General features: G+C 49.5%; 14 protein-coding genes. 5 read left to right on the top strand and 9 right to left on the bottom strand.

Features of this window, described 5'->3' with window-relative positions; translation table 11 throughout:
- Positions 1-97: 97 nt before the first annotated feature.
- Both ACYVJM_RS19175 and ACYVJM_RS19170 read right to left on the bottom strand, forming a co-directional pair.
- A complete protein-coding gene (locus ACYVJM_RS19175) occupies positions 98-238 on the bottom strand; it encodes a hypothetical protein (protein ID WP_461149835.1) in 141 nt (46 codons plus the stop codon).
- Between the two features lie 40 nt (positions 239-278).
- Entirely contained in the window at positions 279-1,322 is a 1,044-nt protein-coding gene (locus tag ACYVJM_RS19170) for a T9SS type A sorting domain-containing protein (protein ID WP_461149834.1), read from the bottom strand.
- Between the two features lie 349 nt (positions 1,323-1,671).
- On the opposite strand from ACYVJM_RS19170, the gene ACYVJM_RS19165 reads away from it, so the two are divergent.
- On the top strand, positions 1,672-1,974 hold the full coding sequence (locus ACYVJM_RS19165) for a hypothetical protein (protein ID WP_461149833.1): 303 nt from the start codon (positions 1,672-1,674) through the stop codon (positions 1,972-1,974).
- A 128-nt stretch (positions 1,975-2,102) separates the two neighbouring features.
- On the opposite strand, the gene ACYVJM_RS19160 is transcribed toward ACYVJM_RS19165, so the two are convergent.
- Both ACYVJM_RS19160 and ACYVJM_RS19155 read right to left on the bottom strand, forming a co-directional pair.
- Positions 2,103-2,414, bottom strand: a complete 312-nt coding sequence (locus tag ACYVJM_RS19160; protein ID WP_461149832.1) for a DUF3817 domain-containing protein — start codon at positions 2,412-2,414, stop codon at positions 2,103-2,105.
- Between the two features lie 71 nt (positions 2,415-2,485).
- The gene (locus ACYVJM_RS19155; protein ID WP_461149831.1) at positions 2,486-5,095 is read right to left on the bottom strand and encodes a M1 family aminopeptidase; all 2,610 of its coding nucleotides are present in this window, start codon (positions 5,093-5,095) and stop codon (positions 2,486-2,488) included.
- Between the two features lie 51 nt (positions 5,096-5,146).
- On the opposite strand from ACYVJM_RS19155, the gene ACYVJM_RS19150 reads away from it, so the two are divergent.
- The gene (locus ACYVJM_RS19150; RefSeq protein ID WP_461149830.1) at positions 5,147-6,415 is read left to right on the top strand and encodes an asparagine synthetase B; all 1,269 of its coding nucleotides are present in this window, start codon (positions 5,147-5,149) and stop codon (positions 6,413-6,415) included.
- A 36-nt stretch (positions 6,416-6,451) separates the two neighbouring features.
- Here ACYVJM_RS19150 and ACYVJM_RS19145 read toward each other — a convergent pair whose 3' ends face one another.
- Together ACYVJM_RS19145 and ACYVJM_RS19140 are read right to left on the bottom strand one after the other, a co-directional pair.
- Positions 6,452-7,066, bottom strand: coding sequence for a 2,3-bisphosphoglycerate-dependent phosphoglycerate mutase (locus ACYVJM_RS19145; protein WP_461149829.1), 615 nt, complete (start codon positions 7,064-7,066; stop codon positions 6,452-6,454).
- Between the two features lie 108 nt (positions 7,067-7,174).
- Positions 7,175-7,537 carry a hypothetical protein gene (locus ACYVJM_RS19140; protein ID WP_461149828.1) on the bottom strand — a complete coding sequence of 121 codons (363 nt, stop codon included), beginning with the start codon at positions 7,535-7,537 and terminating at the stop codon, positions 7,175-7,177.
- 1,027 nt (positions 7,538-8,564) lie between these two features.
- Between ACYVJM_RS19140 and ACYVJM_RS19135 the strand changes: the two genes are divergently transcribed.
- Positions 8,565-9,107, top strand: a complete 543-nt coding sequence (locus ACYVJM_RS19135; RefSeq protein ID WP_461149827.1) for a hypothetical protein — start codon at positions 8,565-8,567, stop codon at positions 9,105-9,107.
- A gap of 71 nt (positions 9,108-9,178) precedes the next feature.
- On the opposite strand, the gene ACYVJM_RS19130 is transcribed toward ACYVJM_RS19135, so the two are convergent.
- Complete coding sequence (locus ACYVJM_RS19130) at positions 9,179-9,784, bottom strand: hypothetical protein (protein ID WP_461149826.1); 606 nt, start codon at positions 9,782-9,784, stop codon at positions 9,179-9,181.
- Positions 9,785-10,061: 277 nt separating this feature from the next.
- On the opposite strand from ACYVJM_RS19130, the gene ACYVJM_RS19125 reads away from it, so the two are divergent.
- Positions 10,062-11,627: a sulfatase gene (locus ACYVJM_RS19125; RefSeq protein ID WP_461149825.1), complete on the top strand. Its 1,566-nt coding sequence runs from the start codon at positions 10,062-10,064 to the stop codon at positions 11,625-11,627.
- Positions 11,628-11,666: 39 nt separating this feature from the next.
- Here ACYVJM_RS19125 and ACYVJM_RS19120 read toward each other — a convergent pair whose 3' ends face one another.
- Together ACYVJM_RS19120 and ACYVJM_RS19115 are read right to left on the bottom strand one after the other, a co-directional pair.
- The gene (locus tag ACYVJM_RS19120; protein WP_461149824.1) at positions 11,667-11,846 is read right to left on the bottom strand and encodes a hypothetical protein; all 180 of its coding nucleotides are present in this window, start codon (positions 11,844-11,846) and stop codon (positions 11,667-11,669) included.
- 240 nt (positions 11,847-12,086) lie between these two features.
- Complete coding sequence (locus ACYVJM_RS19115) at positions 12,087-12,653, bottom strand: N-acetylmuramidase family protein (RefSeq protein ID WP_461149823.1); 567 nt, start codon at positions 12,651-12,653, stop codon at positions 12,087-12,089.
- A 264-nt stretch (positions 12,654-12,917) separates the two neighbouring features.
- Here ACYVJM_RS19115 and ACYVJM_RS19110 point away from each other — a divergent pair, with 264 nt between their 5' ends.
- Positions 12,918-13,901: a ThuA domain-containing protein gene (locus ACYVJM_RS19110; protein WP_461149822.1), complete on the top strand. Its 984-nt coding sequence runs from the start codon at positions 12,918-12,920 to the stop codon at positions 13,899-13,901.
- The last annotated feature ends 202 nt before the right edge of the window (positions 13,902-14,103 follow it).

The following is a 14,103-nucleotide window of genomic DNA, read 5'->3' as shown; positions in this document are numbered from 1 at the left end:
ATAAAACTAGCTGCAATAAACACAAAAACCTGCTTTGCTCCTGGTGAGCAAAGCAGGTTTTTGTGTTTATTGGACGCGGCCACCTGAAGGTTTGGGATCAACCGAACGAACCAAAACCATCGACGCTCGAGCCGGTTTTTAAGGTTAATTTTTTGACGTTACCCAGCGGTTTTAATTTCGGTGCGTGGTACGCTTTTTTACGTAGTGGAGTCGATATATCTTTTTTGGTCGATTTCATTGGTCCAGGTAATTAACGAGTTGAATAGTTTAAACGAGGGTTATTCGACAACTACACGATGCGTACGTGTCTGAGCGCGTTCTTTAACGGTAATGATATAGATACCGGTTGTAAGTTTACGGGATGCCTTAAGCATAAGAAGACCCTCATCGGTGCCTGTCTTCTGAATCGGGATTAACCGACCGTCCGAGCTATATAAGGCCACATCGGCTGTTTGGGGCTCATCCAGACGTAACACAAACTTGTTATCGGTAACGGGGTTTGGGAATATGCCGTATGAATCGCTGCGCAATACCACCGACTCAGTCCGAAGTAAAGAACTTGTACCATCCAGGTCGGTCTGCTTCAGGCGGTAGTAGCTGGTGCCAAAATAGGGATTTTCATCGATAAGGCTATACGTATTGCCCTGGGTGCCTTCCTTTGCTTTCAAGCGCCCAACGGTCTCGAATTGAATCAGGTCTTTGCTGCGTTCAACAACAAAGAAATCGTTATCACGCTCCAGCGATGTAGCCCAGTTGAGCTGCACTGCTTTACCATTAACAGCCTTTGCCGTAAACGATGTCAAACTTACCGGCAATAGACCGCATGCAGTACCTGCATAGAACTCATACAATTGCCGTGTTTGGGTAGTCTGTGTATTTATATTGGTATACGTTACCTTAACACTCGTTATCTGAATCGTGGATGAAACTTCAAAGAAGCTAAAGCCGTAACCAGTCTTTGTTGCGATTGTAACGTTAGGCGCTGTAATCAGCGTTGGCCCGTTATATACTGCAATCGTTACACCGGCAAGATCATTGGCCTTCAAATACAGCAACGTATTTGCCGGAATTGTCTCGTTCAATTCCGTTGTAATGGCGACCGTGACAGACTGCCCGGTGGTAAGGGTGGATGTTATAGTGGCCGGAGTATTAATGTCACCGTCAATGATGTTGTTGGCATTGCTCAATTGATTTGCGCCATCGCCGGTCGTATTAACGGCTGTACTGGCCGAGGTATAGTATTTTGTAGGGCACTGCGCAAAGCTACTTTGATGTAACAGAAAGGCCAGGCAGGGAATTAAGCCACGTAAAAATTTCTTCATGTGTTTAATGGGTTAGTATATAAAATAAATCGGTAATAAAAATGGGATTGAAATAACTATAATCGTAAATACGATTCCTAAATTACTGATTATAGGTTCATCTTGGTGGTAAATGTAAACAAGGTATGTATATGTTGGAATTGTCAATAAATATGAATTCTTTTTTTTGTTACTGAATGGTGTAAAATGGGGTAATATTTAGTGAATGGTAGTGGATTGCGTGAATTAGATTGAATTAGCGAAGTAGTGTTTCCGAAAATCGGCTAACAGAACGCTGCTTCAACCTTAAATTCTAAACCATTTACCGGGTCGAGCGTTTAGAAGGTAGTACTCAACATAAATAGAGCGCATGGATAAGTTGCAGAAGTTTGAGCTGATGAATAAAATCGTTCGTGAACTCGAAGATTTACAGAATAGTCAAACGGCCTTGATCGCTAAGATTGGCAAGATTGAAGTTGATAACATGAATGGTCTGAACGATGTTTATCTGGAGCAGAATCTGGGAACCATGCATGAAAAAATCGCTGAAAATGTGGATTCGATCACCGAGATTTTCGCCCACTTTGAAACGCAGCGCGATGAATATGCCGAGAAAAATGGTGCTGATATCGCAGCCGCTGAGGCAGCCGCAGCCCTGGAAGCGCTGAAGTAATCCGTTGAAGATAATAGGCTGACATAGAAAGAGCCGGACGATCGATCGTCCGGCTCTTTCTATGTCAGCCGTGACGTGGTGTCGGATCTAGGGACCCGACACCACCAAATTAGTTGCCAAACATAGCACTAGTCCGGGTTTGCTGCTAAGTGCCGGAAGAACGTATGATCGGCGTAGAAGGTGCCGCCGGGCAGGATGGAGGCCACCAATGCCATGCCCAGTTTACTCATCGACCAGCCATACTCGATCTTGGACTGAATCACGATCAGTACGTACAGAATAAAGAGCAGCCCGTGAATCGGGCCGAGTATCTGTACCGCTTCCGGAAACCCACCCAGCCGTTTCAGCGGAACCGCAATGAATAAAAGGAGTAAATAGGAAACTCCTTCGGCCAGGCCAATCACACGTAGTCGGGTTTTAAGTGAATTGAAAAAAGGCATGTCAGATAAGTTTAATTCAGGTAAAAAACAGATGTAACACCGACAATAACGGTGGGAGCAATGGCAAAGCTTTAGTATAGCAGCTTACTGGCCCGAAACGGACCATCGGCGGCCTGTAACAGCTTAGCCCGCAATCGGGCATTATAACTCGGTCGGTCGGCCAGAAACTTACGAACCAGTTGGGCCGTCTCGGGTGTCTGGTAGTTGGATAATGCCGACCGAAGCCACGACTCAGGAAAGAAAATGTCGCCGGTGCGCTGGATTTCTTCCAGCAGCTCCAGGCTTTTGGGGAGATACTTGGCTGAGGTTTCGGCCCGTAACGGATGGTGCAGGTACCCCAGCGCCGAGGTTACCCACGCTTCGTGCTCCCGGTTGTTTGCAGACGCCAGCGAGGCAAAAAAAGCGTCGCGCTCGGCTACATTCGGAGCGAGGGCAGGCATCATAAATTCCAGACGATTCCGGCGGTCCGGGTTTTTGATCCGGGTCAGTTGCCGGGTCAGAATACCGTCGACCGGATAATCCCGAACGGCCAGCGCGAGGGCCAGTGAGGTATAATCATCTTCGGTAAGGGTAACGCCCGCCGGAGCTTTCTGCTCATTCCAGATGCTGTAAAGCCGGTTACGGGCTTCTGGGCTGAGGGCAATACTTTGATAAAGCCTGAACAGGAGTTTCTTTTTGCCGGGCGCTTTCTCAGTCTCCATAGCCCGCCAGGCGTCCTGCTCTACCGAAGCCGCCAAAGTTGCCCGCTGATCGGGCCGGGTCAATGTCCAGATAATATCCGACAACTGACTCGTCAACAACCGCAGATTCAGTTCTTCTGGCTCGTTGCTGAGTAGCGTCTGGTAGGTGGCGGCCAGTTGCGCCGGGCTTATAGCCTCTCCCGCCAGCATGTTCTCGTAGAGATTAATGTAAGCTGCGGCCCGCGTTACCGGGTTTTTGAGCCTGGCCAACTGCGAAATCATGGCTTTGTCGACCGGAAATAGCCCGTATCCCTGTCCCGACGAGTTGAAAACCACATACAGGGGTACTGCTTTTCCAACGGCTGCCGCTAGGTTAACATCCGATTTAGTCATGTCGACGGGGAGTTCCTCAACATGGTCGGCGTAAACCAGCGCGATCGTAAATCGTTGCGGCCACAAGCGGTTTGTGCCGTCTTCGCCCTGTTGCGAGAGAGTCAGGCGACGGATGGTACCGTTTTGCTGATCGAGCTGGTAGGTGAATTTTGGGCGTCCCGTTTCGGTCACCCAAACGCGGTTCCAGGCTTGCAGATCGGCGGGGGTGTGGGTATCCAGAATGGCAATCAGGTCTCGCCAGCTGGCATTGGCGGAGGAGTATTTTTTCAGGTATTCCCGCAGGCCATCGCGCAGGGCGTCTTTTCCCATTAGCTGCTCCAGTTGCCGCATCATGATGGGTGCTTTATGGTAGATAATGCCCCCGTACAGCGACCCGGCTTCCTGCAAATTAGTCAGTGGCTGGCCGATTGGATTGGCCCCTTCCGTACGGTCTACGCCGTAAGCCGCCGGGTAGTGATCGACCACGAATTGAAGGTCGTAGTTGGCGTCGGGCGTGGAGACTTCCATGATTTTATCGGCAATAAAGTTGGCGAAAACTTCTTTCAGCCACACATCGTCGAACCAGCGCATGGTCACGAGGTCGCCAAACCACATGTGCGCCGTCTCGTGGGCAATCACATGGGCGCGGGAGAGACGCTGGTCGCGGGTGGCGCCATTATCCAGAAACAAGGCCGAAGAGCGGTAATCAATGGCCCCTACATGCTCCATGCCGCCATACTGGAAATCGGGCACGGCCACGAAGTCAAACTTCTGAAACGGATACCTGATCTGAGTAAAGTCCTCCAGAAACGTCAGGGCATCGGCATGGAGTGAAAACAGCAGGTCTGTACTAAGCCGGAGTTTGGTGGAGTCCGTTTCGCGGTGGAGCAGCGTCATCGGGCGGCCCTTTATGGTACGCGTAACGGGCGTGAACTTTCCGGCCACAAAGGAAAACAAATACGTGGGGATGAGGTTCGACGTTCGGAAACGAACGGTCTTGCGATCACCCGCCGTGGTTAAATGCTCCACAGGCGAATTGGTCATGGCCTCCCAACCGGCCGGAACGGTCAGCGACACCTGAAAGGTAGCCTTTAAATCGGGCTGGTCGAAGCAGGGAAAAACCGTTCGGGTGCGGTCTGGGACGAGCAAAGTATACAGGTAGTCATCGTTCCGGTTTAGAGACAGGTTTCCGGCCGTAAATGCAATGGAAATTACATTGTTTTTAGGCTTCAGCAGAGCAGTAGAAATTAACAGATGTTCGCTCTCAAAGACAACCGGTACCTGCCTGCCGTTGACCGAAACTGTCTGCAAATGAGTCCGTTCTTCTTTGAAGTCGAGCGGGAGCTGACGAGCCGACGCGTCTTTGGGCCAGCGGGCGGCAGACCAGTCGAACGTAATTGTCTCAGTAGATAAAATTGACTGGTTTTTTTGCCCCGGAATATCGAACTTTAATGCATACGCCAGTTGACTGATTGCCTGCTTTCTGGCCCTGGCCAGGGTTTGCGATACGCCCGGTTCCAGCATAGCAGCATGAGTGGATAAAGCCTGGCTGTTCATTGACAGGACAAGTACGAATGAAGTAACCAGCGTGGTGCCGTAACGAGTAATTTTTGGGAAGTTCCAGACCATAGGTCGGTTTGGGAATGGGTTTGCAACAGTGGGTCAAAAATAACGCTCTCTATGAAACAGCGCCTATGTTTTCTGTTATTACTGGCAATTAGTAGCTGGGCTTTACCGGGTCGGGCCAATTCGATCCTGATTCCGATGGACAATCAGCAGGCCAATCACCTAAAGGCGTACGGCATTGCTTACAAAGCGTTGAAAGATGATCTGGATGTGGATTGGCTGCTCAACTACCGGGGCGGCAGCTTTATGCTCAAGCAGGTTCCATCCATTGAAGCGGAATGCCGTATCCGGGGCGTTTCGGTAGAAGTTATTTCCGATGCCAAAGCCGCTTCCATCCGGCAGCAACTTTCCGATCCCGATGTGAACATGAATGTGGTGACGCTTCAGAAAGCAGCCAAAATCATCGTGTATTCACCTATCAAGGTAAGTCCCGCCGAGTTCGAAAATACCGATGCGGTCCTGTTGGTGCTCACCTATGCCGAAATTCCTTACGAAGTCGTTTACGATGAGGAAGTGCTGAAGGGCGATCTACCCAAATATGACTGGCTCCACCTGCACCATGAAGATTTTACGGGGCAGTATGGCCGTAACATGCACCGGCAGTCCATGACCGATATTAAGGTGCAGGAAGACATAGCGCGCAAATACGGCTTCGCAAAAGTATCGCAGATGAAACTCGCGGTGGCCAAAGGGATCAAAGCGTTTTGTGCGGGTGGCGGCTACCTATTTGCCATGTGCTCGGCCGCAGAAACCCTCGATATTGCCCTGGCTGCCGATGGTGTGGATATTGTAGGGAGCAGCTACGACGGCGACGACGTAGACCCCAATGCACAGTCGAAACTTGATTTCAGCAAAACTTTCGCATTTGGCAACTTTACCCTCGAAGGGGATAATGGCTACCGGGGCTTCTCTACGTTTTCGGATATTAACTCGGCCGGGGGACGCGGCTTCGATCAGGCGAGTGGCTTTTTCGAGCTGTTCAATTTTTCGGCCAAGTGGGATGTGATTCCGGCCATGCTAACCCAGAACCATGAATCCATCATCAAAGAATTTTTCGGACAAACGACTGCGTTTCGGAAAGGGGCCGTCAAGCCCAGCTCACTGGTGATGGGAGAGGGGAAAACCTCTGACCGGTACATCTATGGTGAGTCGGGAAAAGGACAGTGGACCTTCTACGGAGGGCACGATCCCGAAGGGCTGCGTGGTGGTGGGGGATTCAGAAACCCCACCGATCTGAATCTGCATCCGCATTCGCCGGGCTACCGGCTGATCCTGAACAACGTTCTGTTTCCATCTGCCCGCAAGAAGAAGCGGAAGACGTAGTTAGGTGGCAGGCGTCTTACCGGTAGCCGCTACGGCCTATGCGGGTAACAGGTGAAATAGACCCGTTGCCGGGTCATAGTCGTACTGGCGCGGAATGCCGGTTGCCAGTTCGACTTTCTCAATGTTTTCGGGGCTGATGTGTTCCAGATCCATCAGCAAAGCCCGAAGGCTATTCCCGTGTGCAACTACCAGTACCGGCTCGCCGGCCTGCAAGTGAGGCAGAATGGATTGGTTAAAATAGGGCATTACCCTGGCGCGGGTATCGGCAAGGCTCTCCCCATGGGGCGGTTTATCGGCATAACCACGTCGCCAGCGGAAGACCTGGTTTGCCCCGAAGCGTTCCTCGGCTTCGTGTTTATTCATGCCCTGCAAATCGCCGTACATACGCTCATTGAGGGCTGCATTTCGTTCAATGAATAAATCCGGCTGACCAATCTGATCCAGAATAATGGCCATAGTGTCAATAGCCCGTTGCAGAACCGACGTAAAGCCAATAGTAAAGTTGGGCGGTTGTTTTACCTTTAACAATTCACCGGCCTCGCGGGCTTCGTGTCGGCCAAGGTTGGTTAAAGGCGTATCGGTTGCTCCGGTAAAACGGTTTTCGGCATTCCATTGTGACTGGCCATGCCGGACTATAACGAAAAGAGACATAAACAGGTTATGTGAGCAGTAGCGCTTATTACCCGTAAATCACTGAAAATGTTCAAAAGGAGGAAGTGGGTACTGCGCCGGATTTATGCTGGGCGCAGACCGGACAACCTAGGGCAGGTTGATAACTTCCGCAACAACATTCGTTTCAACGAGTACTTCTTTCGCGTAGGACCGATGCCCCCGGGGCGACATCAGAAAAAGCTTGCCTCCTTTCACGGCAGCTAATTGACTCAGTAACTTCAACTTGGATAGAAGGTGTTTTGCTTCTGCGGCATCCGATTTAAGAATCACCTCGAAGTAAGATTCCTGATCGAATTGTTTTCCCGTAACATCGGGAATAAATTGTTCGCTGTCCTGCTGACGGCCATAAGTGATTGGGGTTTGATACCCTTCGGCATTGGCTCTAATATCATTATAGCCGTGTTTTTGTACCCAATCAACTACTTTCAGGATATGCGCTTGTTTGCTCATGAATAAGGTAATTTAATGATCAAAAAGATGGCTGTAGGTCGTTGATTCAGTCAACTGGCCAACAGTACTATTATTTAGGTGAAGTAATAAGAAGTCAACAAACAGAAACAGTCGGCCCATTGACTATTTCCGGAATAACTCCAGTAAAAAAAACGCTAAAATGCAGACAGATAGTCTACTGGCAAAAGGTAAGTCTGCCAGTATTAGAGCTACCAAACTGGCAGTAAAGGAGATTTATTTACAAAAAGCCAACAGGCTTTGCCGCTTATTTATACAAACGAAGCGCAAGTTACGAAAGTATCCTGATACAGACGGTCAATCTGCTTAAAACGGTACTCAGGAAATAATGATAGTAAGACTTGTTTCATGGCTCTATTAATTCGATTAATCGTATGATGAATTAGCTTTTGTTTATAAAATCGCCAATTAGTAAATTTAATACATGTGATGATTTTGATGTGAGTATTTTTGTAATATTCTTTCACCGTAAGATCTACTATGAAATCATCATCAACAGAATCAAAACCACTGGTTGATAACGACAACCAATCAGGTGGGGTCGGCCATAAAGCCACCTGGTTTACCTTTAGTCGAGGGTGTCCTTACTGCGGTGGATTATATGCTCTGGAACGTATACCGCGTTCCTTTGTCTTTAAATACATACTTTTCTTCATCCCAACGCGCGCTTTCTACTGTTACGACTGTCATCATCCCTTTGTTCGGATTGGCTAAGAACTGACATGTTTTCGTATTAAGTATTTATACTTAAAGGATATTAATTAATTTAATCCACGATTTAAGGGTATTTTAGTCAATAAAAGAATAAAAAAGTTACATTCTTAGCGACAATAACTAGCCATTACCTAAAATAAAGATAAATGAAGAAGGCGGGCGATCGGAAATGAGCCCGGAGTCTGCACTCTTATTTTCTACAATTAAAGCTTATAGTATGTTGTGCAGATAGCTCCTTAAAAAAGGAAATGCGTTGGTCTATATGCCGCTACGGGATAAATGCGAAATTTGCCGGATGAAAAACGCATTTAGCTTACTACTGATCGCCAGCCTGCTTGTGGCCTGTGGACGGTCCGAAAAGAAAGATGACACCGCCACCCAATCGTCAACGACTCAACCGGCGGCTGATACCGCAAAAACAACCACATCCAAGCCTGAAAATTGCCGGTCGGTGGTGGAGACTGATAAGCTGGGTAAATCCGATGTATTTCAGGAGTCGGCTAAGCCAATCACCGTAACGCTTACACTCGCCCAGGACAGCAGTGCTACTCAAACCACTGATGGCTGTTATTTCAACAACACGATCACGGTACTGGCTGCCAAAAAATCGGGCAGCCAGGTTTTTAAACGGACACTGCTTAAGGATGACCTTCTGTATTTTATAAAAAGCGATGATGTAGTTGAGCGATCGGTCCTGCAGCAGGTTGTCTACAAACCCACCTTCAACGCCCAGCGATACATTACACTTATGATGCAACTGATTGAGCCGGTCAGCAAAAAAAAGACCGACTATACCGTAACGATGAACTACTTCGGCGAAATAATAAAGGTCAGGTAATTGATTTGGGTGTGTCGGGTTAATCGTTATCTCTTCGAGATAAGGCGCTTGACCCGACACACCCAAATCAATTACTTTCGAAAGGTTGTAACGGCTTCTTCGTAAATACGTACACCGGGAATATCCCGAACGCCATTGGCAATGTCGGCTTTGATGGCTCCCTCGTCGATAATCCAATAGCCATTGGGTACCTGATTTGGGTCGACAATGGTATACGTCCATTTCATCTGCACGCCTTTGGGCTTGGCTACCAGGGCCACATCGGGCATTAACCAGGTCGTCTCGCCGGAATGGGAGATGGGCGTTTGGCTGGCAGCCTGGGCCTGTTGATGTTCACGCACCCGTAATACTTCCCGATTATAGTGCTCAACGGCATCCTTCAGGGGTTGCATAGCGGCCAGAATCGGGGCTGTCATCTCCTTTTCTATCTCCATCCAGTCGTGTTTTTGCTTGTCGAGTTGGCGGGTAATTTTGAGCCGTTCAGCCGCAACGAGCTTAATTAACTCATGTCCCTGTGCCACGTGCTTGATGAGGGTTTCCTGTTGCTCGGGAGTGCCGCACACGGCCGGCTGCCGCCGAAGGAAGGCGACATAGTCCGACAATGAGGATTGAAGCAATTCGCGCCCGTTCGAATCGGTAAGGGATAGGTCGGTGTTGGGTTTGGTTTCGGTATCCATACCCCTAAAAGCATTTAGGTGGTATAAATGTTGTCTAAATCATGTTTGACCCATCATCGCGCACAATTGAGTACGTGCATCGCTTCAATGGGGTACCATGCCTGAAATTGGTTAATCCGTGGGGAGTTGCTTGATAAGCACATAAAATCCGGGCGAAGAACGAATGGACTGCTCAGGCGTCCAAGGAGTTAAGTCTTTATCAAAGTAACGATTGATTATCGAATGCTTTTCCCGGTATCAGCCGGTAGGGCCAGCAACTCCAATAAGTAATAAGATAATGAATGAACGTAATCCGGGCCGTGTAAAACACTGGCTGGCTGTTGGATTGGTTTTTATTTTGTTCCGTAGTGTTGCCGCGCCAAAGCCGCTCCCTAACATCATCATTTTTCTCGTCGACGACATGGGTTGGCAGGATACGTCCGTACCCTTCTGGAAGCAGCTTACGGAGCTGAACCGGCGGTATCACACCCCTAATATGGAGCGGCTGGCCAAAGAAGGAATGAAATTTACCAATGCCTATGCCACGCCCTTGTGTACACCCACGCGGGTTAGTTTAATGACCGGGCTCAATGCGGCCCACCACCGCGTAACCAACTGGACGTCGCCCAACATGAACACTAGTACCGATTATCCGGACACCCTGCTCAATCAGGTAGCCTGGAATATCAACGGGCTTAGTCCGGTGGCGGGCGTGGAACGAACCATTCAGGCAACGCCCCTGCCTGCGCTGCTCAGCCAGCAGCACTATTATACGATTAACGCCGGAAAAGCGCATTTCGGGCCTGCCGGAACCCCCGGTGCCGACCCTAAAAACCTTGGGTTTCTGGTCAACATCGCCGGGAGTGAAATCGGGCATCCTGCCAGTTACTTAGGACAGGAAAATTACGATCATCCCCTGAATGGAAAACCGAACCGAAATGCGGTGCCCGGTCTGGAAGCCTATCATGGCAAGGACGTATTCCTGACCGATGCGCTTACCCGCGAAGCCCTGAATGCACTCGACGTGCCGGTGCAGAAGAAACAGCCTTTTTTTTTACAGTTGAGCCACTATGCGGTACACACGCCCATTATGGCCGACAAACGTTTCGTTGACAAGTACCTGAAAGCAGGTCTGGATAGCACCGAAGCCCGGTATGCATCGTTGGTAGAAGGAATGGATAAGAGCCTGGGCGATGTGCTGGATTACCTCGACGCACGAAAACTGACCCGTAATACGGTCATCATCTTTATGTCGGACAATGGGGGATTGAGCATGAGCCCGCAGCGGGGAGGAAAGGCGCACACGCATAATTTGCCGTTACGGGTAGGCAAAGGGTCGGTGTACGAAGGCGGCATTCGGGAGCCGATGTTGGTGCGCTGGCCCAGTGTTGTCAAAGCCGGTAGTATAGCTGAACAACCCGTTATTATTGACGATTTCTTCCCGACAATCCTGGCCATTGCCGGCATTCACCCCACCGCAAATCAGCAGCCAGCCGATGGTCGCTCGTTTCTGCCTTTGTTGAAAAATCCGGCATTAATGGACTCGTCCCGGGTGCTGGTCTGGCACCATCCCAACCGTTGGGTTGCCGACGAGGCCCCCCTTGTATCGTGGGCGAGTGCCCTCCGGCAGGGCGACTGGAAGCTGGTCTACGATCACCGAACCAGTGCGCTTGAGTTGTATAATCTACGAAATGATATTGGTGAGCAGAAAAATCTGGCCCGCCAATATCCGAAGCTGCTGAAGCGTCTGGCAGCTTTGCTCACTAGTCGGTTAAAACAGTGGGACGCGCAGATGCCTACGTTCAAAAAGACCAGTCAGCCCGTACCCTGGCCGGAGGATGCGCTGGCACAGTCCAAACCGTAATTAATTCCGGTAAAAAGCAGTGCCAGCGTCCCGATTCATCTAGTACCCGTACCTCCTCATCTTTTTTGCCTGGCCGGGTGGCATACCTTTTCCGTTTTTGTACCAGCCTTTGTGGAGACCGTTGTCATGGCGTGGCGCTGGATTATACAGAATGGTCTGGCGGGTGCAGGCGGTGGTAAAGACCGCGATGAATCCCATAAAAATCAGTAGTTGCTTCATCCGTAGGTAGTGATTTTTAGCTAACCTGAGCAGACGGGCTACGAACTGAGCCGTGGTCAACATCAGGTCATGGCTTAAACGTGCTGCGATTCAGCGGTAGTACGGGCAAATTATCACACGGGCCGAATGCGTTCGTACGGGCGTGGCGTACCATCCTGCTGGCTGCCTGAAATCGAAAGAGCCATAGGTAAGTTGCCGAAAGGGGTGAGCTTGGTGTGGTAAACGTAGGTGGAGAAAGACTTAGATGCTAAACTTTTTGTAGGCGTTGCCGAGCTTGCTATCGTAGTTCATTAACTTAAAATCCTTGCCATTGTATATTCGCGCAAATCGTGCCCACTGGTGATTCCTTAATTCATCATCCAGCCCCCAGTTGGTAATGAGGTTGCAGAACAGGTTCAACTGCTCCGCTTCTGATTTGGACATGCGGGTAATAAACTCGGCTAACGATTTGCAGCCGCAGTCGGGCCAGTTGGAGCCAAGGATTTGAAATAAACCAAACGAGGTTGCCATTCGCGCGGCCTGGAGGTTCAACACTTTGGCTTCGTCATACAATTGCCAGCTATGCAACGCACTGGTTGGATAACCGGCTCGTAGCTTTTTAAAGCTAATCAGGGGATGAGATGCATCGAACTGGCCCTGCGTAAAGCGGTGAAACAAGTGCGGCTCAAAACGAATGACAACGCGTCCGGTAGACAGAAAACCCTGGCCACCGGACTCGACTTCGGTTACAGCCCTAATCACAGCAACTTCGGTGTTCAGGCTTTTGGCCGCCTGCTGGTAATCAGTGAGAGTTAGATTTGTTGGCATGGCCGGAAGAAAGTTTAGCTCAACTAAAGTAAGTCGTTGATGATCAAAGTTTTGCTTCTGCTTTAGTTATCGGTCGTCGATCTTTCATTCTGACTCTGGACTACTCGCCGTTACGATAGTCGATGAAGATAATCTGCTGCGGGGACGATAGCAGTCAAGTAGATTCGACGGGTTAGTTGTTTTAAACTTTGCTGTCTGTTCGTACGCATACGCTCGTAATTCCTGCAACTAATCGTTACCTATTGTCGTCAAACAAAATCTTCCATGAAACCAATATATGTTCTGATACTGCTGTTTCTGGCTTTTGCCAGTGAAAACGCATTCGCTCAATCAACTAAGAAAGGAAATTCGAAAGTCATCCGGACATTGATCGTGGATGGGCAGAATAACCACGACCAATGGCCAAAAATTACCTTCATGATGAAGCGTTACCTGGAAGAAACGGGTAAGTTTTCGGTCGATGTACAGCGGTCATACTATACCTGGAACGGGGGTAAGCTGGTCGATCAATACAAGATTCCAGGCGTCAGAAATACCGTTGATCTGCCAAAGTCGAAGGCCGACTCCAGCTTTCACCCCGACTTCTCCAAGTACGATCTGGTAGTTTGTAATTTCGGATGGAATGCAGCCCCCTGGTCTGACGAAACACAAGCCGATTTTGAGAAATTCATAAAAAATGGGGGAGGGCTGGTCGTTGTTCATGCCGCCGACAACTCGTTTCCTATGTGGCCTGCTTATAACAAGATGATCGGTTTAGGCGGTTGGGGCGACCGTACCGAAAAAGACGGTCCCTTTGTGTATTACGATAAAGAGGGGAAACTCATCCGGGACCCACAGCCGGGCCGGGCCGGGTCGCACGGGGCACAGAATGAATTTCTGATTACGGTTCGGGATACCAAACACCCCATTACCAAAGGTATGCCGCTCACCTGGATGCATACAAAAGACGAGATGTACGACCGCCTGCGTGGACCGGCCGAGAATATGACTGTATTGGCAACGGCCTTCTCGTCGAAGGAAAACCGGGGTACGGACCGCAACGAACCCATGTTGATGACCATCAACTACGGAAAAGGACGCATTTTTCATACCCCCCTGGGTCATGTCGATTACTCGGTCGAATGTGTGGGCTTCATCACCTGTCTGCAACGGGGGGCTCAGTGGGCGGCCACGGGTAAAGTTGATATTCCGATTCCGGCCGATTTTCCGACCGAAAGTGCCACCAGCAAACGTAGTTTTGTTGAATAGCGATTGGTCTGTAGCGGGTTAGCCAATCGGCGACTCGTGACCCGTTTGGGGTAAAGAAGCAGGAAACAGGGTGTAAACCGGCCGATGATTCGGAGCCGTTTACACCCTGTTTTTTTGTTTAATCGTCTCCGCTCTTCCAGTTAAGTAAAAGGGTGATTTTCCCATTTTATCCAGTCTAGACGACCGGTTAATTTGTCCTTAG

Source organism: Spirosoma pulveris, from assembly GCF_054781875.1.
This window is presented reverse-complemented; position numbering and strand designations above follow the sequence as displayed.